Origin of the sequence: Virgisporangium ochraceum, assembly GCF_016863655.1 — a bacterium.
Lineage (GTDB): Bacteria > Actinomycetota > Actinomycetes > Mycobacteriales > Micromonosporaceae > Virgisporangium > Virgisporangium ochraceum.
The window spans coordinates 212,223-228,521 of the sequence record NZ_BOPH01000088.1; the positions used below are offsets into that span (position 1 = coordinate 212,223).

Genomic DNA, 16,299 nt, shown 5'->3' on the forward strand with positions numbered 1-16,299 from the left:
CTCACCGGCTGTCGGAGCCTCCACCACCGACGGCGGCCCTCCCGGCCTCCAGCCGCGCCACGGGGACGCGGTAGGGCGAGCAGGAGACGTAGTCCAGGCCGACAGCGTGGAAGAAGTGCACTGAGTCCGGGTCTCCGCCGTGCTCGCCGCAGACCCCGATGGTCAGTTGCGGGTTGGCGGCGCGGCCCTCGTCGACGGCGATGCGGATCAGCCGGCCGATGCCGGTGGCGTCGATGGACTCGAACGGCGAGACGCCGAAGATGCCCAGCTCGAGGTAGCGGGAGAAGAACGCGCTTTCGACGTCGTCGCGGGAGAAGCCCCAGCCCATCTGGGTGAGGTCGTTGGTGCCGAAGGAGAAGAAGTCGGCGATCGGCGCGATCTCACCGGCGGTCAGGGCCGCGCGGGGGACCTCGATCATCGTTCCGATGCGGGCCTCCGAGCCGCCGTCCACAGTGGACAGCACCTGCTCGATCTCGGCGCGCACGACCTCCAGCTCCTGCACGGAGCCGATCAACGGGACCATGATCTCCGGGTGCGGGTCGCCGCCGTCGGCGCGGACCTGCGCGGCGGCCTCGGCGATCGCCCGGACCTGCATCGCGAACAGCCCGGCGACGACCAGGCCCAACCGGACCCCGCGCAGCCCGAGCATCGGGTTCGCCTCGTGCATGCGCTGCACGGCGGCGAGCATCGCCGCGTCGGCACCCGGGTCCTCGCCCCGCTCCTCGGCCCGCGCCACCCGCACCGCGAGGTCGGTGAGCGGGGGCAGGAACTCGTGCAGCGGCGGGTCGAGCAGCCGGATGGTGACCGGCAGCCCGTCCATCGCGGTCAGGATCTCGATGAAGTCGGCCCGCTGCAGCAGGAGGAGGGCGTCGAGGGCGGACTGGCGCTCCTCGTCGGTGGTGGCGAGGATGAGGCGCTCGACCAGTGGCCGCCGTTCGCCGAGGAACATGTGCTCGGTGCGGCACAGGCCGACCCCGGTGGCGCCGAGGCGACGGGCGCGGTCGGCGTCGTCGCCGGTGTCGGCGTTGGCGTGCACGCCCAGCCGGCGCCGTCCGTCGGCGTGCTGGAGCAACCGGCCGACGGCCCACAGCAACGGGTCCTCGCCGGCCTCGATGGTGCCGTCGAGGTAGCGGGCCACCCGCGAGGGGCGCACCGGAACCGGGCCGACGTAGACGTTGCCGGTGGCACCGTCGATCGAGATGAGGTCGCCCTCGCTGACCACGGTGTCACCCACGCGGAAGCTGTCGCCGTCGATGTCGATCGAGTCGGCGCCGCACACGCACGTGCGTCCCATACCGCGGGCCACGACCGCGGCGTGCGATGTCTTGCCGCCGCGGCTGGTGAGGATGCCCTGTGCGGCGATCATGCCGGGCAGGTCGTCGGGGTTGGTCTCGCGGCGGACGAGGATGACCGGTCCGGTGGCGGCCGCGGCGCGCGCGGAGTCGAAGACGGCGCGGCCGACGGCGGCACCGGGCGAAGCCGGCACGCCGCGGGCCAGCGGCGCCGGGGTCGCGGCGGGGTCGAACGTGGGGAACATGAGCGTGGTCAGCTGGCGGCCGGTGACGCGGCGCAGCGCCTCGTCGAGGTCGATGAGCCCTTCGTCGACGAGCTGGCTGGCGATGACGAACGCGGCCGCCGGGGTGCGCTTGCCCACGCGGGTCTGCAGCATCCACAGCTTGCCGCGTTCGATGGTGAACTCGATGTCGCACAGGTCGCGGTAGTGGGTCTCCAAACGCGCCATGATGTCGAGCAGCTCGTCGTAGGAGTTCTTGTCCACAGTGGACAGCTGCGACAACGGCATCGTGTTGCGGATGCCGGCGACGACGTCCTCGCCCTGCGCGTTCTCCAGGTAGTCGCCGTACACGCCGCGGGCGCCGGTGGCCGGGTCGCGGGTGAACGCCACGCCGGTCCCGGAGCCGTCACCCAGGTTGCCGAACACCATCGCCATGACGTTGACGGCGGTGCCGAGGTCGGCGGAGATGCGCTCCTGGCGCCGGTACACCACGGCGCGTTCGGAGTTCCACGACCGGAACACCGCTTCGATGGCCAGATGCAGCTGCTCGTGCGGCGCCTGCGGGAACTCGCGGCCGGTGTGGGTCTGGAAGACCTTCTTGTAGACCTCGACCAGGTGCCGCAGCGCGGCCTCGTCGAGCTCGGTGTCGCCGACGACGTGGCGGATGTCCTTCTCCGCCGCGAGTGCGGCCTCGAACTCCTCGCCGGGCACGTCGAAGACGGTCTTCCCGAACATCTGGATGAGGCGACGGTAGGAGTCCCAGGCGAACCGGATGTCGCCGGCGTGGGCGGCGAGGCCGCGGACGCTGACATCGTTGAGCCCGATGTCGAGGACCGTGTCCATCATGCCGGGCATCGAGAACCTGGCGCCCGAGCGCACCGACAGCAGCAGCGGGTCGTCGGGGTCGCCGAGGGTCCGGCCCATCTCCCGTTCGAGCCGGTGCAGGTGGTCGTCCACCTCGGCGAACAGCCCGGCGGGAACGTCACCGGTGGACAGGTAGGCGCGGCAGGCCCCGGTCGTGATGGTGAACCCCGGTGGAACCGGCAGTCCCAGCCTGGTCATCTCGGCGAGGTTCGCGCCCTTGCCACCGAGGAGATCCTTGAGGTCCTTGTTGCCGTCGACGAAGTCGTACACGTACTGAGCCATCACCGCGCTCCTCGTCCTGTGTTTACCTCGAGTGCATCCCCGGCGGGCACCGACCCGGTAGGGCCGTCCGGGGTGTCCGCTCCGGGACCTCCGGCCCGGAGGTCGGCGTCGATGGTGACGTTGGTCGCCGATCCGTCGACGTCGAGCACGAACCACGGCCGTCGATGGTCGGCCCAGCGGACGCTGATCCTCGCCGGGTACCAGCCGCCCGGTCCGTGCGTCCACCGCTCGAACCAGACGTACCAGCCGACCTTCTCGCCGCCGACGCTGCGGTACCGCAACGCACGGCACTCGCTGACCAGGCCCGTGTCCGGGTCGAAGCGGACCATCAGCCGGTCGCTGCCCCGCCCGAACGGCACCCGCAGCAGGGCACAGTCGGCGTCGACGGACTGCCACCGGACCCGCTGCCGCGCGGCGGCGAAAGCCGGGACGAGCAGCAGTTCGGCCCACAGGAACAGGTTCTCGCCCTGGTCGATCTCCGGTCCGGTCACCGCGCGTCGACCGATGCGCATGCGTCCGTGACCGTCGACGTAGTCGTCGACCGCCCGCAGCACGGGAAGCCCGTACCAGGTGACCGCCAGCCGTTGCCGGGCGCTCCAGCCGACCCGGTGCGCCGACCAGAACCGCACCGGCAGCCGCAGCGGGGGAGTGGGGCGCATCCACGCGCGGCCCCACAGGACGAACGTGTCGACGGCGGGCACGTGCCAGCCGTCGAAGCCGAGTGCCCGGTGGTACCGGACCACGGGCTCCGGTAGGTCATGGGACAGTTCGACGGTGCCGGTGGACGGCCCGCCCGTGACGGGACGGGCGCGCGGCGGCCGCACCCGGAACCCGAGTGCGGCCACGACGGCCAGGCCGATGGCGGTCGCCACGACCCATGCGGTGTTCATGTGCTCCTCCTGTCGCTGTCACTCGACGACCAGCCGGCGGGCGCGCAGCAGCCGGGCCCACCACGGCCGGCGGGTGGCCGGTCGCAGCGGCGGCAGGGCGGCGCCCTTGAGGCTGACCCAGCCCCCCGGTCCCATCGAGACCGAGCCGATCGCCGGACGGCGGCGGGTGACGCCGGCCGCGACGACGGCCGCCGCGGCCAGCGCCGATGCGGTGACCGCGCACCACGCCAGGCGCTCGATGTCGACCACCGGGCGCAGACGCGCGCCGTCGCGGTCGGCGATGACCACGGCGACCGGCCGGCCGTCGGCCGGCCCCACCGGGACCACCACGGTCTCGCCCGTGGTGGTCACCGGTGCGTCGGCGATGACGCCGTTCGGGGGACGCAGCGTCACGGTGGCCATCACGTCACCGCTGCGCCATCAGGGTCGTCAGGTCGACCAGTCGCTGGGTGTAGCCCCACTCGTTGTCGTACCAGCCGAACACCTTGACGAGGTTGCCGTCGACCTGGGTGAGCGCGGCGTCGAAGACGCACGAGTGCGGGTCACCGACGATGTCACGCGAGACCAGCGGCTGCTCGGTGTAGCGCAGGATCCCGGCGAGCGGCCCCTCGGAACCGGCCGCGGCGAACGCGGAGTTCACCTCGTCGACGGTCACCGGTTGGGTGAGCCGCGCGGTGAGGTCGGTCAGGGACCCGTTCTCGACCGGCACCCGCACGGCCACGCCGTTCAGCTTGCCCTGCAGTTCCGGCAGCACCAGCCCGATCGCCTTCGCGGCCCCGGTGCTCGTCGGGATGATGTTCACGGCGGCGGCACGGGCGCGGCGCAGGTCCTTGTGCGGGGTGTCCAGGATGACCTGGTCGTTGGTGTAGGCGTGGATCGTCGTGAGGTAGCCCTGCTCCAGGCCGAACGCCTCGTGCAGCACGTGCACCATCGGCGCGGCGCAGTTGGTGGTGCACGACGCGGCGGAGACGATCTCGTGGGTGGGCTCGAGGGCGGCGGAGTTGACGCCGAGGACGATCGTCGCGTCGACGCCCTTGCCCGGCGCGGAGATCAGGACCCGCTTCGCGCCGGCCTTCAGGTGCAGGCCGGCGTCGTCGCGGGTGCGGAAGCGGCCGGTCGACTCGACCACGAGGTCGACGCCAAGGTCCGCCCAGGGCAGGGCTGCGGGGTCGCGTCCGCTCAGCAGCGCGATCCGCTGACCGCCGACGTCCAACGTGGAACCGTCGACCTGGACGGGCCAGCGCAGCGGTCCGAAGGTGGAGTCGTGGGCGAGCAGGTGCGCCAGCGTCGCGGGCGGCCACAGGTCGTTGATGGCGACGACGTCGACGTTTCCGTCACCGAGGATGCCGCGCTCGAGCGTGGCGCGTAGGTAGTTGCGGCCGATGCGGCCGAAGCCGTTGATGGCCACCCGGTACACCATGGGGTCCTCCCTGATCGTGGATTCACCGCGAGCCTCCCGCGGACCGGCCCGCGCGGTCAGGGCCGAACGGCACCCGGCGCGGTGACCAAAGGACCCGTGGGCCGCAGCGCCCGGACGGTGGTGACCTTCGGCCCTGCCCCGGGGCCCGGTGGGCTGCCAGCCTGGAGGCGATGGAGCTCACCGGAGGGGTGGTCGCGATGCGGTCCTACGTTGTTGCCGGGGTCGACGGGTCGCCGTCGAGTGTCGCCGCGGCGCTGTACGCCGCGGACTGGGCGGAGCGGACCGGTGAGGACCTGCACCTGGTGCACGGGTCGTCCCACGGGGAGCCGGGTGACGAGGTGCTGCGGCGCATCGCCGACCGTCTCGTCGCGCAGCACCCGGGTCTGACCGTCGTCTGCCGGGAGGTGTCCGGTGCGGGGTCGGCCGTCCTCGTCGAGGAGTCCGGCACCGCGGACCTGACCGTGGTCGGCAGCCGCGGTCACGGGTCCATCGCCACCGCCGCCCTCGGTGCGACGGCCACGATCGTGGCCACCCATGCCCACGGTCCCGTCGTGATCGCCCGGCCGCCGTCGGCCCTGCCCGGACCCGACGAGCCGGTGCTGGTCGCCGTCGACGGCTCCGACCACAGCGTCGCCGCGCTGGACTTCGCGTTCGACGTCGCGCGCCGCACCGGTGCGTCGGTGGTGGCGGTGCACGTGTGGTGGGCCGGCCCGCTGGCGTCGGACGCCGAGGTGCACCACCGGGCGGAGACCGCCGGAACGGTGCTGAGCGAGGCCCTGGAGCCGTGGCGCGCCAAGTTCCCCGACGTGCGCCTGGCCGAGACACTGCTGCGCAGCGCCTCCGTGGCCGAGGAGCTCGTCGCCGAGTCCGTCCACGCCGGTCTGCTGGTCGTGGGCACGCGCGGCCACGGCGGCTTCGCCGGTCTGCTGCTGGGTTCGGTCAGCCTGTCGGTGGCGCAGCACGCCCACTGCCCCGTCGCGATCGTCCGGCCGCGGGAGACCGCCCGCTGACGCACCTCCGGCCTGAAGTCCCGCCCGCACCGGGCCGGACGGCCCTCACCGACCACGCTCCACCGGCGAACGCTGGCGGCGGAAGGTGAGGAGGTCGTCATGGACAATGTCTGGGCTACGGTGCTGCTGGTCGCCGGAGTCGTGTTGCTGGCGCTGGTGTTCGCGAGCCTGCGGATGGTCCAGCAGTACCAGCGGGGGATCGTGTTCCGGTTCGGTCGGGTGCTGGAGAACGTGCGGCAGCCCGGTCTGCGGGTGATCATTCCGATCGCCGACCGGATGGTGAAGGTGACCCTGCAGACGGTGGTGATGGGCGTCCCGGCACAGGGCGCGATCACCCGGGACAACGTCACGTTGACCGTCGACGCGGTCGTCTACTACCGGGTCGTCGACCCGGTGAAGGCGTTGGTCAACGTCCGTGACTACCCGAAGGCCGTGCTGCAGGTGGCGCAGACCGCGCTGCGGTCGGTGATCGGCCGGGCCGACCTCGACACCCTGCTCAGCGACCGCGAGCGCGTCAACTCGGAGCTGAAGGCGGCGATCGACGCCCCGACCGAGAAGCCGTGGGGGGTGCTGATCGAGCGGGTCGAGGTCAAGGACGTTGCACTGCCCGACTCGATGAAGCGGTCGATGTCGCGCCAGGCCGAGGCCGAACGTGAACGCCGGGCCCGCATCATCGCCGCCGATGGCGAGTTCCAGGCGTCCCGGCGCCTGGCCGACGCCGCGCGGGCGATGGCGGCGACCCCGGCGGCGTTCCAGCTGCGGTTGCTGCAGACCGTGGTGGACGTCGCCGCGGAGAAGAACAGCACGCTCGTGATGCCGTTCCCGGTGGAGCTGCTGCGCTTCTTCGACCGGGTCACGAAGTCGGCGCCGGCCGACGTTCCGGTGGCGGCGGACCCGGCCGCGTCTGGAAAGCCGGAGCCGGTCGCGTTCGGGAAGCCGGAGCCGGTCGAGGTCGTGGCGGCCCCGAACTGACCGCGTCAGCCGGGCGGGACGATGGCGTCGGTGACCGGGCGGCGGCCGCTGCGGTGGGCCGCGGTTCCGTAGCCGAGGCGCAGCACCGCGTACGGCGGGAACGGCTGGCGGCACACGGCACGCAGCCGCTCGCGGGTGTCCGGGTGGTCGATCGGCTGGGTGAAGATCGACGCGGCCAGGCCGAGGTCGGTGGCGGTCAGCAGCACGCGCTGCAGCGCCATGCCGGCCACGACCTGGTCACCCGCCAGGTCGCCACCCGCGCCGAGGACAGCGATGAGCGGCTCGCGTTCGAAGGAGCGGGCGGTGGCCGGTCCGGCGAAGTCGCGTCGGGTCAGGAGCTCGTACTGGTCGGGTTCGGGGCCGCCGGCGTCGCGGGGGACGCCCTCGGTGGCGTGCGCGCCGACCCCGGTCCAGCTGGCCAGCTCGGTCAGATACCCGGTATCGGAGCGCAGGAGCCGGTCGGCCTCGCGGATCAGGTCCGCGGTCGCCTCCGCGTCGGCCGCCGACTCGGCCAGGTGCAGCCACCCGCCCTCGTCGTGGGCGGCACGGACGAGACCGGTGCGGGCGTCGGCCGGCACCGGGACGTCGGCGAACGGGTCGCGGTTGCTGTGCCGGCGGGGGATAGCGGCGTACAGCCGCCGTTCGGCCGGGGTCGCGGGACGGGCATCGGCCGCGGTGAGGCGGGCGATGACGTCGGGCTCCGGCCACAGCCGCACGGCGGCGGGCGTGCCGTCGACCGCCAGGGCCATCCGCAGGTTGAACACCGCCGCCCCGCAGGCGACCCGTGCGGCCCGGCCGGTCGGATCGCCGACGGGCAGCACCCGGTCGTCGTTCAGGAGGACGTCCACGGCCTGACCCGACAGGCGGAACCGCCACGGTTGGGTGTTGTGCATCGACGGCGCGCGGACGGCGTCGGCCACGAGGGCGGCGAACCGTTCCGGGGTCAGGTTCCAGGTCATGGCGACTCTCCCGTGTTACGACCGGACGACCAGCACCGGGCAGTCGGCGTGGCGGAGCACGTGCAGGCTCACCGAGCCGAGCAGCGTGCCGACCAGCGCGCCGTGGCCGTGGGAGCCGACGACGACCAGCCCGGCGGTCCGGGAGGCGTCGACGAGGACCCGGCCGGCGCTGCCGCGGGCCGTGACGGCCTCGACGTCCACGTCCGGGTACTTGTCCCGCCACGGCCGCAGGGCGTCGGCCAACGCGTCGGACTCGGCCCGCCGGATCTCGTCGGGGTTGAACGGCACGGTCCCCATCGACATGAGCCCGTAGGCGACGGGCAGCTCGTAGGCGCGGACCGCGATGAGTGCGGCACCCCGCCGGGCGGCCTCCTCGAACGCCGACCCGATCGTGTGTTCGGCCCACTCCGAGATGTCGACGCCGACGACCACCGGCTCGACGGCGGTGTCCACGCTTCCGCGCACGACCACGACGGGCCCGTGCGCGTGTGTCGCGACGAACTGGCTCACCGAGCCCAGCGTCAGGCCGGTGAAGCCGCGGTTGCCCACCACCAGGAGGGCCGCGTCGCGTCCGGTGGCGACCAGCGTCGGCCCCGGGCTGCCCATGCGCACGCTGCCGGTGACCGTGACGTCCGGGTACCGGGTGCGAGTCTCGGTGACCGCGGCGTCGACCAGCTCCTCGAAGTGGTCACGCACGGTCCGTTCGAGCTGGTCGACGGACTCCAGCGGAGCCACCCGGCTGCGGCGCCAGTCGTAGTCGAACGCGGTGACGATGCGCACGGACGTCCCGCGGAGCCTGGCCTGCGTCACCGCGTAGCGGAGCGCGGCGCGGCTGTGTGCGGATCCGTCGTAGCCGACGACGATACCGGTGGGTCTCATGCTTCCACGGTCCGCTCGACGGCGGCCGAGGGTCAGTGCCGGACGCACCCGGGTGCAGGGCCGAAGGTCCCGTCGCGCCGGCGCGTCAACCGGCCGCAACGGAGCGGCTTTCGGGACCTTGGCCTCTGGAGCCGGCGGCCGCGAAGGCGCAGGCTCAAGGCATGACGAGCGTGACCACGCCAACCGTCCCGGCCCACAACCGCTGGGTGCTGGGAGCACTGCGAACCGAGACCGGGCGCCGGATCCTGCGCGGCCTGTGCGGGATGCGCTACACCGGGCGGCGCACGGGACGCACGGTCGTCCTGCCCGTCGCGTACGCGGCCTGCGGCACCGACGTGACGGTGCTGGTGGCCCGCGCCGCCGAGAAGCGGTGGTGGCGCAACTTCGAGGGTGGGCACCCGGCCGAGCTCCTCCTCGACGGCCGTTGGCGCACCGCGCGCGGCGAGGCCGTCGGACCCGAACGGATCGAGTACCCGCGCCTGCTGGCCGGCTACCGGGCGGCACACCCGCACACGTCCGCGGACACGACGGCACCCATCGTCCACTTCGTCCTGACCGACAGGCCCTGACACACCCCGCACAGCTGGAGGTCCGTCCATGACCATCACCGCTCCGGCCCCGCGCCCGGGTCACTCCACAGTGGACCCGTGGCGTGGATTCACCGGCACCGCCTGGCGCGACAGCGTCGACGTCGCCGACTTCATCCGCGCGACCGTGCGTCCCTACGAAGGAGACGGCGCGTTCCTGGCCGGACCGACCCCGCGGACGACGGCGCTGTGGAAGCGGCTGTCGGACATGTTCGTCGAGGAGCGCGAGCGCGGCATCTACGACGTCGACGCCGCCACGCCGGGCTCGATCACCTCGCACGCGCCGGGCTACATCGACCGGGACAACGAACTCATCGTGGGCCTGCAGACCGACGCGCCGCTGCGGCGGGCGATCCAGCCCAACGGCGGGTACCGGATGGTCGAGGGCGGCCTGCGGGCGTACGGGTACGAACCGAACGACCGGGTCCGGGAGATCTTCACGACCTACCGGAAGACCCACAACGACGGCGTCTTCGACGCCTACACCCCGCAGATCCTGGCCGCCCGCAAGGCGGGCATCATCACCGGCCTGCCCGACGCCTACGGCCGCGGCCGCATCATCGGCGACTACCGGCGGGTGGCGCTGTACGGCGTCGACCGGCTGATCCAGGCGAAGAAGGCCGAACGCGCGGCGGTGAACGCCGAACGCGCCACCGCCGACATCGTCCGTGACCGCGAGGAGCTGGCCGAACAGGTACGCGCGCTCGGCGAGCTGAAGGAGATGGCGGCGTCCTACGGGTACGACATCTCGCAGCCGGCCGGCACCGCCCGCGAGGCGGTCCAGTGGCTGTACTTCGCCTACCTCGCCGCGGCCAAGGAGCAGAACGGCGCGGCGATGTCGCTCGGCCGCACGTCGACGTTCCTCGACGCGTACATCGAGCGCGATCTCGACGAGGGTCGGCTGACCGAGACCGAGGCGCAGGAACTCGTCGACGACTTCGTCATCAAGCTGCGCATCGTCCGGTTCCTGCGCACGCCCGAGTACGACGCGCTGTTCTCCGGCGACCCGACCTGGGTCACCGAGTGCCTGGGCGGCATCGCCCTCGACGGCCGGCCGCTGGTGACCCGCACGTCGTTCCGGTACCTGCAGACCCTCTACAACCTCGGCCCCGCACCGGAACCGAACCTGACGGTGCTGTGGTCGCCGCGCCTGCCGGCCGGGTTCAAAAGGTTCTGCGCGCAGGTGTCGCTGGACACCAGCGCCATCCAGTACGAGAACGACGACCTGCTGCGGCCCTACCTCGACGACGACGCGGCGATCGCCTGCTGCGTGTCGGGCATGCGCGTCGGCAAGGACATGCAGTTCTTCGGCGCCCGCGCGAACCTCGCGAAGGCGTTGCTGTACGCGGTCAACGGTGGACGGGACGAGGTGAGCGGCGACCAGGTGACACCACCGCTCCCGCCGGTGACCGGCGACGTGCTCGACTACGACACCGTGCGCGCCGCGTACGACAGGGTCCTCGACTGGCTCGCCGAAACCTACGTCGACGCGCTCAACACCATCCACTACATGCACGACCGGTACGCCTACGAGCGCATCGAGATGGCGTTGCACGACCACCCGGTGCGGCGGTTCCTGGCGACCGGCATCGCCGGCCTGTCGGTCGCCGCCGACAGTCTGTCGGCGATCCGGTACGCCACCGTGGAACCGGTGCGTGACGGGTCCGGTCTGGTGGTGGACTTCGTGACCACCGGCGACTTCCCGGCCTACGGCAACAACGACGACCGCGTCGACGCCATCGCCGTCGAGCTCGTCGAGTCGTTCATGGAGAAGGTGCGCCGCCAGCCGACGTACCGCGACGGGATCCCGACCCTGTCGGTGCTGACGATCACGTCGAACGTGGTGTACGGCAAGCACACCGGCAACACCCCCGACGGCCGTCGGGCCGGCGAGCCGTTCGCGCCGGGTGCCAACCCGATGAACGGCCGCGACCGGCACGGCATCGTCGCCTCGGCGCTGTCGGTGGCGAAGCTGCCCTTCGAGCACGCCCGCGACGGCATCTCGCTCACCACGACGGTCACCCCTGCCGGGCTCGGCCGCACGGTCGAGGACCGGGTGACCAACCTCGTCGGGGTGCTCGACGGCTACACCGACGCCGGCGGGTACCACATGAACGTCAACGTGCTCACGCGCGAGACGCTCGAGGACGCGATGGCGCATCCGGAGAAGTACCCGCAGCTGACCATCCGGGTCTCGGGCTACGCGGTCAACTTCGTGCGGCTCACGCCCGAGCAGCAGCGTGACGTCCTGTCGCGCACGTTCCACGAGGCGACATGACGGTGAAGGGCCGGTTGCACTCCTGGGACCTGTCGACCGGTGTCGACGGTCCCGGGACCCGGTTCGTCGCGTTCACCGCCGGATGCCCGCTGCGGTGCCTGTACTGCGCGAACCCCGACACGTGGCGGATGCGCAACGGCGCCGCGACGACCTCCGACGCGGTCCTCGCCGACGTGGCCCGCTACCGCCGGTTCATCACCACGGCCGGTGGCGGGTTCACGGTCAGCGGCGGGGAACCGTTGCTGCAGCCGGCCTTCACGGGAGCGCTGCTCGCCGGTGCCCGCGACCTCGGCCTGCACACCGCGCTGGACACGTCCGGCTTCCTCGGTGCCCGCGCCGACGACGACCTGCTCGACGCGTGCGGCCTGGTGCTGCTGGACATCAAGAGCTGGGACCGGGCCCTCTACCGCCGGTTGACCGGCCGCGACCTGCACCCGACGGTGGCGTTCGCGCGCCGGCTGGCCGACCGGGGAACGCCGGTGTGGGTGCGGTTCGTCCTCGTGCCGGGCCTCACCGACGACCCGGAGAACGTGGGCGGTGTGGCGCGGTTCGCGGCCGGGCTGGGCAACGTGGAGCGGGTGGACGTGCTGCCCTTCCACCGCCTGGCCGCCCACAAGTACCGCGACCTCGGCCTACGCTTCCCGCTGGCCGACGTGCAACCGCCCGACGCGGCGACGGTCGCCCGTGCCGTGGACCGGTTCCGCGCGGCCGGCCTCCTCGCCGTCTGACGGGAGTCCCGACGATGCGGGTCGATGGACTCTGCCGCCACCCGGTGGCGCGGGCATACCGTGACGGCAACAGCCGAAATCGTTGAAGGGAAAGACGATGAACGGAATGACCGTCGCGGACGTGATGACCCACGGAGCCGTGTCCGCCACCGCTGACATGCCCTACCGCGACCTCGTCGACCTGATCGAGACCCGGTCGGTCAACGCCGTACCGGTCGTCGACCGGTTCAACCGCGTGGTCGGCGTCGTGTCGGCCTCCGACCTGTTACACAAGATCGAGTTCGCGGGCGGCGTCGACCCGCCGCGGATCTTCGAGAGCAGCCGTCACCGCCGCGACCGCCGCAAGTCCACCGGCACCGTCGCCGCGGAGCTGATGTCCGCTCCGGCGGTGACCGTGATGAGGACGACTCCCATCGCCGACGCCGCCCGGCTCATGGAGGAGACCGGTGTGCGCCGCCTTCCGGTGATCGACATCGCCGGTCGGCTCATCGGCATGGTGACCAATCGCGACCTGCTGAAGGTGTTCCTGCGGCCGGACGACGCCATCAAGCGGCACGTCGTCGACCTGTTCTCCACAGTGGACGGTGGCTCGTCGAGCGTCCTGTCCGTGGACGTGACCGACGGCGCCGTCACGCTGACCGGTGAGGTCGACCGGCGCACCGTCGCCGAGGGGCTGACCGGAGGGGTCGAGGCCATCGACGGCGTCGTGTCGGTGGCGAACGCCGTGACGTGGCTCGTCGACGACACCATCAACGCGACGCCGGTGGCGGGTTGGTGACGACGAGCTCGGCCAGGGGCCGGCGGGGCGAGGCCATCGCCGGCCACAGCGGGTAGCCGATCCGCAGGACGGTCTGCGGCACAGAGTGGGCCGCGGAGTCGGTGAGCAGGTCGCGCATTGCCGAGATCTCGGTGAGCTGGCTCATGGGTGTCACGGCCAGGCCCCGGACGGTGGCGGTCAGCCACACCCGCTCCAGCGCCTCACCGGCACGGATCCAGTGCTCGGGCGTGTCGCCCGGCGTGAACAGCAGCAGCAGGATCGGGTCGGACTCGAACTCGACCGCACCGGCCGACGGTCCGAGCCCGGTCCCGAGGTCGCGCAGCGGCAACGCGCCGTCCCGGCCCCGCGGCCCGATGACGTGCCGGGGCAGCCCGTCGTCCCGGCCGACGCTGGACGCGGTCGTCCACGCCGCGAGCTCCGCCCGGTACGCCGGGTCCGAGCGCAGCCGGGTCTCGGCGGTGCGGGTCAGCGCGAGAACGCCGTCGCGCAGCTCCGGCCCGATCTCGACGAGGCTCGCGCCCTCCATCGCGGCGGCGCCCCGCAGCTCCTCCATCGTCACGAAGGGGACGCGGCGGTCGGCGAACGGCCGCCGGTTGGTGTGCCGACCGGGAACCGCGGCGGCGAGCGCCTGCGCCGCGCGTGCCGGACGGCCGGCGGCACCGATGGTGACCCGTGCCGCGAGGTCGGGATCCGCGTCGTCGGGCATCCGTCGGACCGACGTCCGGCGGCCGGCCGCGCCGAACGCCACGCGCAGGTTGAACACCGCCGCGCCGATGCTCACGAGCATCTCGCGGCCGTCCGGATCGAGGACGGCCAGCCGCCGGGACCGGTCGACGAGGACGTCGACGGCGTCCACGCCCACGCGGAACAGCCACGGTTGGGTGTTGTGGACCGACGGCGCGGCCGCGGCGGCGCGCAGACAGGCCGTCACCACCTCATCGGGAACCCCGGTCTCGCTCATGCGCCGAGCATGGCGGCGGAGGGTCCGGCGGCGGCACGGGCGGACGGTCCCGCCCGACGGGACCTTCGGCCCGTCATGCGGCCGCACGCACGAGGAGCTCGTAGCCGCTGACCAGCTCGGCGGGGATCCGGATCACGCTGTTGCGTTCGCCGTCCACCCACGCGTCCAGCAGGCCCTGGTACCGGGCGACCTCGTCCGGCTCGGTGATGACCTGCGCCACCCCGGTGACCACGACGCTCCAGCCCGTCCGGGTGACGGGGTCGATCGCGTCCGCCTCGTACGCGACGACGGTGCCGCGTCCCGCCGCCGAACCGATGGCGGTGCCGAGGTTGGTCCGGATGATCACCTGTCCCCGGTCGACGATGTGGTTGACCGGGCGGATCGCCGGCAGCGCACGGTGGGTGAAGACCACCCGGCCGAAGGGGACGGACGCGAGCCGGGCCATGCACTCCTCGGCGTCGAGCGTCGACAGCTGGACCATCAGGCCACGATCCGTGGTCACCCCGGTCGCGGGTAGGGCCGAACGGCACGTCCGGTCCGGGCCTTTCGCTCCGGCCCGGCTTGTCAGCGGATCCAGACGCCCGGCGCGGGAACGCCGAACCGCACGGTGGTGGCCGCGCCCGGCGCGCCGGGGGTCAGCTCGGTGGCGAGCCCCTCCACGTTGGCGGTGAGGAGGATTGCCGAGGTCGCCTCGCCGGTGCCCAGGAGGACCTCCGGATGGTCGTCGGTCGGCGCGACGCCGATGAGCCCGGCCCGCACCCGCAGGTCGATGCCGGGTCGGCGGGCCGCGGCGAGCAGCCGGTCGATGGTCGCGTCCGGAACGGGACCGGCGACCGGCGGCCGCGAGTCGCTGCGGCGGGCGGCGATCGCCCGGTAGAGCCGCACCTCGCCGGCACCGGCGCGGGCGCGACCGGCGTGGCTGATCCTCGCGAGCAGGCCCGGATCGGCCGGATCGGGCAGGTATCGGACGTCGGCGGCGACGCCGTCGGCGGCGAGCGCGGTGCGGGCGTGGTGCAGGGCGATCCCGCAGTTCACGATCAGCCGGGCGTCGTCGACGTCGACCGCGCCGGTCCGGTCGGGGTAGAGGGCGGCGTAGAGGGACAGGACGGGGCCGTCGATTCGCCAGCGCCACGGCTGCCCTGAGCCGATCGACGGCGCCGACGTCGCGGCGGACGCGGCGCGCGCGAGAGCGAGGCTCTCGACGCTCAGCCGGGTCGCTGTGCGGCGGTCGGTGAACTGGATGGCGGCCATGATGAGGGCTCCCGGACGGGTCGATGAGATGACGTCCACTGTCGCCGTCCGGCGGCCGGGTTGTTCAGGGTCGAAGGACCCGTCCCGGAAGGACCGGAGGGCCCCGCCGGCAAGATCCATACAAGGTCCATAGTGGTGGCGACTTTCTGCTGTTTCACCCCGCCAGAACCGCGAAAAGTCGCCACCACTTTCGATCATGAACGTTGAACCATGGCCCGGACTTCCGGGGGCCAGCACTAGGGCCGGGGCCTTCGATCCGGTACAAATGAGTACGTGATCCGCGTCTACCTGCTTGACGACCACGAGGTGGTCCGCCGTGGTCTGCGTGACCTGCTGGAGCAGGAGGACGACATCGAGGTCGTCGGCGAGTCCGGCTCGGCCGTCGACGCCACCCACCGCATCCCCGCGCTGAAGCCCGACGTCGCCGTGCTCGACGGCCGGCTGCCCGACGGCAGCGGCATCGACGTGTGCCGCGACGTGCGGTCCGTCGACCCGACCATCAAGGCGTTGATCCTGACCTCGTACGAGGACGATGAGGCCCTGTTCGCGGCGATCATGGCCGGAGCCGCGGGGTACGTCCTCAAGCAGGTCAGGGGCAACGACCTGATCGATGGCATCCGCCGGGTCGCCGCCGGCCAGTCGCTGCTCGACCCGGCGGTCACCGCCCGCGTGCTGGAGCGCATCCGCAAGGGACCGGAGCAGCCCGACGAGCTGCGCGACCTCACCGATCAGGAGCGGCGGATCCTGCTGCTGGTCGCGGAGGGCCTGACCAACCGGGAGATCGCCAACCGGATGTTCCTGGCCGAGAAGACGGTCAAGAACTACGTGTCCAGCCTGCTCGCCAAGCTCGGCCTGGAGCGGCGTACGCAGGCCGCCGTCCTTGCGGCGAAGCTGTTCGGTAACGACAAACACTGAACTGACCCGCGG

14 protein-coding genes and 3 pseudogenes are annotated in these 16,299 nt (G+C 72.5%); 8 read left to right on the forward strand and 9 right to left on the reverse strand.

Annotated elements, in window-relative coordinates:
* Nucleotide 1: 1 nt before the first annotated feature.
* The 4 genes from ppdK to gap are packed head-to-tail and all read right to left on the reverse strand — an operon-like array spanning nt 2 to nt 4,969.
* Nucleotides 2-2,659: a pyruvate, phosphate dikinase gene (gene ppdK, locus Voc01_RS32060; RefSeq protein ID WP_203931347.1), complete on the reverse strand. Its 2,658-nt coding sequence runs from the start codon at nt 2,657-2,659 to the stop codon at nt 2-4.
* Complete coding sequence (locus Voc01_RS32065; RefSeq protein WP_203931348.1) at nt 2,659-3,549, reverse strand: DUF6544 family protein; 891 nt, start codon at nt 3,547-3,549, stop codon at nt 2,659-2,661. Before Voc01_RS32065 ends, ppdK begins: the two co-directional genes overlap by 1 nt.
* 18 nt (nt 3,550-3,567) lie before the next feature.
* A complete protein-coding gene (locus Voc01_RS32070; RefSeq protein WP_203931349.1) occupies nt 3,568-3,951 on the reverse strand; it encodes a hypothetical protein in 384 nt (127 codons plus the stop codon).
* Between the two features lie 4 nt (nt 3,952-3,955).
* Entirely contained in the window at nt 3,956-4,969 is a 1,014-nt protein-coding gene (gap, locus tag Voc01_RS32075) for a type I glyceraldehyde-3-phosphate dehydrogenase (protein ID WP_203931350.1), read from the reverse strand.
* Between the two features lie 197 nt (nt 4,970-5,166).
* Here gap and Voc01_RS54750 point away from each other — a divergent pair.
* From Voc01_RS54750 to Voc01_RS32085, 3 pseudogenes are all read left to right on the forward strand, one after another.
* Nucleotides 5,167-5,520: pseudogene (locus Voc01_RS54750) on the forward strand (universal stress protein); the annotation flags it as partial.
* Nucleotides 5,521-5,967 (forward strand): annotated as a pseudogene (locus Voc01_RS54755) (universal stress protein); the annotation flags it as partial.
* 111 nt (nt 5,968-6,078) lie between these two features.
* Nucleotides 6,079-6,935, forward strand: a pseudogene (locus Voc01_RS32085) (SPFH domain-containing protein); the annotation flags it as partial.
* A gap of 21 nt (nt 6,936-6,956) precedes the next feature.
* Here the strand turns inward: Voc01_RS32085 and Voc01_RS32090 are convergent.
* Complete coding sequence (locus Voc01_RS32090) at nt 6,957-7,910, reverse strand: Acg family FMN-binding oxidoreductase (RefSeq protein WP_203931352.1); 954 nt, start codon at nt 7,908-7,910, stop codon at nt 6,957-6,959.
* Nucleotides 7,911-7,925: 15 nt separating this feature from the next.
* Nucleotides 7,926-8,789 (reverse strand): universal stress protein, encoded by an 864-nt coding sequence (locus tag Voc01_RS32095; RefSeq protein WP_203931353.1) that lies wholly within the window; start codon nt 8,787-8,789, stop codon nt 7,926-7,928.
* 161 nt (nt 8,790-8,950) lie between these two features.
* Here Voc01_RS32095 and Voc01_RS32100 point away from each other — a divergent pair, with 161 nt between their 5' ends.
* From Voc01_RS32100 to Voc01_RS32115, 4 genes are all read left to right on the forward strand, one after another.
* Nucleotides 8,951-9,358, forward strand: coding sequence for a hypothetical protein (locus tag Voc01_RS32100; RefSeq protein ID WP_203931354.1), 408 nt, complete (start codon nt 8,951-8,953; stop codon nt 9,356-9,358).
* Nucleotides 9,359-9,386: 28 nt separating this feature from the next.
* The gene (gene pflB, locus Voc01_RS32105; protein WP_203931355.1) at nt 9,387-11,654 is read left to right on the forward strand and encodes a formate C-acetyltransferase; all 2,268 of its coding nucleotides are present in this window, start codon (nt 9,387-9,389) and stop codon (nt 11,652-11,654) included.
* Nucleotides 11,651-12,382: a pyruvate formate-lyase-activating protein gene (gene pflA / locus Voc01_RS32110; protein ID WP_203931356.1), complete on the forward strand. Its 732-nt coding sequence runs from the start codon at nt 11,651-11,653 to the stop codon at nt 12,380-12,382. The genes pflB and pflA overlap by 4 nt, the downstream gene beginning before the upstream one ends.
* Nucleotides 12,383-12,488: 106 nt before the next feature.
* Entirely contained in the window at nt 12,489-13,160 is a 672-nt protein-coding gene (locus tag Voc01_RS32115; protein ID WP_203931357.1) for a CBS domain-containing protein, read from the forward strand.
* Here Voc01_RS32115 and Voc01_RS32120 read toward each other — a convergent pair.
* The 3 genes from Voc01_RS32120 to Voc01_RS32130 all read right to left on the reverse strand — a co-directional run bounded on the left by Voc01_RS32120 (nt 13,132) and on the right by Voc01_RS32130 (nt 15,372).
* Nucleotides 13,132-14,208, reverse strand: coding sequence for an Acg family FMN-binding oxidoreductase (locus tag Voc01_RS32120; protein ID WP_275423773.1), 1,077 nt, complete (start codon nt 14,206-14,208; stop codon nt 13,132-13,134). The two genes, Voc01_RS32115 and Voc01_RS32120, sit on opposite strands and share 29 nt — an antisense overlap.
* The gene (locus tag Voc01_RS32125; protein ID WP_203931359.1) at nt 14,195-14,602 is read right to left on the reverse strand and encodes a pyridoxamine 5'-phosphate oxidase family protein; all 408 of its coding nucleotides are present in this window, start codon (nt 14,600-14,602) and stop codon (nt 14,195-14,197) included. Before Voc01_RS32125 ends, Voc01_RS32120 begins: the two co-directional genes overlap by 14 nt.
* An 83-nt stretch (nt 14,603-14,685) precedes the next feature.
* Nucleotides 14,686-15,372, reverse strand: a complete 687-nt coding sequence (locus Voc01_RS32130) for a hypothetical protein (RefSeq protein ID WP_203931360.1) — start codon at nt 15,370-15,372, stop codon at nt 14,686-14,688.
* Between the two features lie 273 nt (nt 15,373-15,645).
* Between Voc01_RS32130 and Voc01_RS32135 the strand changes: the two genes are divergently transcribed.
* Nucleotides 15,646-16,287 (forward strand): response regulator, encoded by a 642-nt coding sequence (locus tag Voc01_RS32135; RefSeq protein ID WP_203931361.1) that lies wholly within the window; start codon nt 15,646-15,648, stop codon nt 16,285-16,287.
* Nucleotides 16,288-16,299: the final 12 nt, after the last annotated feature.

What these genes read in the sequence shown, in the direction of transcription:
- Voc01_RS32070 (WP_203931349.1), bottom strand. Translation starts at nt 3,951, where the DNA reads ATGGCCACCGTGACGCTGCGTCCCCCGAACGGCGTCATCGCCGACGCA.
- gap (WP_203931350.1), bottom strand. Translation starts at nt 4,969, where the DNA reads ATGGTGTACCGGGTGGCCATCAACGGCTTCGGCCGCATCGGCCGCAAC.
- Voc01_RS32130 (WP_203931360.1), bottom strand. Translation starts at nt 15,372, where the DNA reads ATGGCCGCCATCCAGTTCACCGACCGCCGCACAGCGACCCGGCTGAGC.
- Voc01_RS32100 (WP_203931354.1), top strand. Translation starts at nt 8,951, where the DNA reads ATGACGAGCGTGACCACGCCAACCGTCCCGGCCCACAACCGCTGGGTG.
- pflA (WP_203931356.1), top strand. Translation starts at nt 11,651, where the DNA reads ATGACGGTGAAGGGCCGGTTGCACTCCTGGGACCTGTCGACCGGTGTC.
- Voc01_RS32065 (WP_203931348.1), bottom strand. Translation starts at nt 3,549, where the DNA reads ATGAACACCGCATGGGTCGTGGCGACCGCCATCGGCCTGGCCGTCGTG.
- pflB (WP_203931355.1), top strand. Translation starts at nt 9,387, where the DNA reads ATGACCATCACCGCTCCGGCCCCGCGCCCGGGTCACTCCACAGTGGAC.
- ppdK (WP_203931347.1), bottom strand. Translation starts at nt 2,659, where the DNA reads ATGGCTCAGTACGTGTACGACTTCGTCGACGGCAACAAGGACCTCAAG.
- Voc01_RS32115 (WP_203931357.1), top strand. Translation starts at nt 12,489, where the DNA reads ATGACCGTCGCGGACGTGATGACCCACGGAGCCGTGTCCGCCACCGCT.
- Voc01_RS32090 (WP_203931352.1), bottom strand. Translation starts at nt 7,910, where the DNA reads ATGACCTGGAACCTGACCCCGGAACGGTTCGCCGCCCTCGTGGCCGAC.
- Voc01_RS32095 (WP_203931353.1), bottom strand. Translation starts at nt 8,789, where the DNA reads ATGAGACCCACCGGTATCGTCGTCGGCTACGACGGATCCGCACACAGC.
- Voc01_RS32125 (WP_203931359.1), bottom strand. Translation starts at nt 14,602, where the DNA reads ATGGTCCAGCTGTCGACGCTCGACGCCGAGGAGTGCATGGCCCGGCTC.